Annotated in this window: 2 protein-coding genes; both read left to right on the top strand. The window is 45.9% G+C overall.

What is annotated here, in order from left to right; all coding sequences use genetic code 11:
• Positions 1–141: 141 nt before the first annotated feature.
• Complete coding sequence (locus tag ACFIJ0_RS06010; protein ID WP_375624169.1) at positions 142–528, top strand: GPW/gp25 family protein; 387 nt, start codon at positions 142–144, stop codon at positions 526–528.
• Positions 515–1,046, top strand: a 532-nt coding sequence (locus ACFIJ0_RS06005) for a baseplate J/gp47 family protein (protein WP_375643890.1), incomplete at its 3' end; no start/stop codon positions are given. The genes ACFIJ0_RS06010 and ACFIJ0_RS06005, both read left to right, overlap by 14 nt.

The following is a 1,046-nucleotide window of genomic DNA, read 5'->3' as shown; positions in this document are numbered from 1 at the left end:
GGCAAGGGTGAGGAAATTTGTTTAAGTGAGGAAGCGGCTAAATACCCTTTGCTGCTTGGTCAGATCGCTGAAAAACCAGCCCCTGTTGTTTCTGCGCTCCCAACTGTTTCTACCACAAAGACAACAAAGGGTGCTTAAAGCATGCGGTGCGGGATCAGCGAAAAGGATGGCTCTCTCTTATATGGCTTTGCGCATTGCCAACAATCACTCCGTAAATGTCTGACAACAAGGATTGGGACACGGGTTTTGCGTCGTCATTATGGATGTGATGTTGGAGCATTCCAAGACGCCAATGCTGATCCTGCGACGATGATGCAGCTTTATCAAGCAATTGTTGAAGCTTTAGATGATCCAGAATATGGAGAGCCTGGGTTCTCATTGCAGAGGATTGATCTGACCAAAGCAACGCGTGAAGGCACATTCCATTTTGTTTTAACGGGTGTTTTTTATCCCGATGGGCTTTTGGGGGATTGGTCACACAAAGAGCCAATGAGCATCAATTTAGAGGTTGGTGATGACAGAGTTTGAACCTTTACCCCTCCCACAAATTATTGAAGAGCTTTCTGTTGAAGCAATTTTAGAGCAAAAGATCACGCGTTTGACTGAGCTTTTTGCGGCGCATCATATTCCTTATAATGTGGAAAAGACGGCTTATGATCCGGTTGTCATTCAATTGCAAGCGGTGGCTTATGAAGAGTTGCTATTGCGCCAGCGAATTAATGAAGTGGCGCGAGATAATTTACTCACATTTGCCCGTGGAACAAGTTTAGATCATTTGGGGGATTTTCATGGGGTCACGCGCCTTTTGGATGAAGATGATGAGCGTTTGCGCCGCCGTATTCGTTTGAATAGACAAGGACATTCCACAGGGGGCACAGTGCCACGTTATCAATATTTTGCGCTCTCAAGCGATCTCCATGTCAAAGATGCTTTTGTTTATCGTGTGGGTAAAAGCCCGCTTATTCATGTTGCGCTTTTTAGTGACGCCCCTTCAGGGGTAGCTGATGAGGCTTTGATTGCAAAGGTTCAAACAGCCCTTGATGAGC

This window comes from Bartonella sp. OC68QHHN (assembly GCF_042193875.1).
Classification (GTDB): domain Bacteria; phylum Pseudomonadota; class Alphaproteobacteria; order Rhizobiales; family Rhizobiaceae; genus Bartonella; species Bartonella grahamii_A.
Note: the sequence above shows the minus strand (reverse complement) of the source record. Positions and strands in the feature narration are given on the sequence as shown.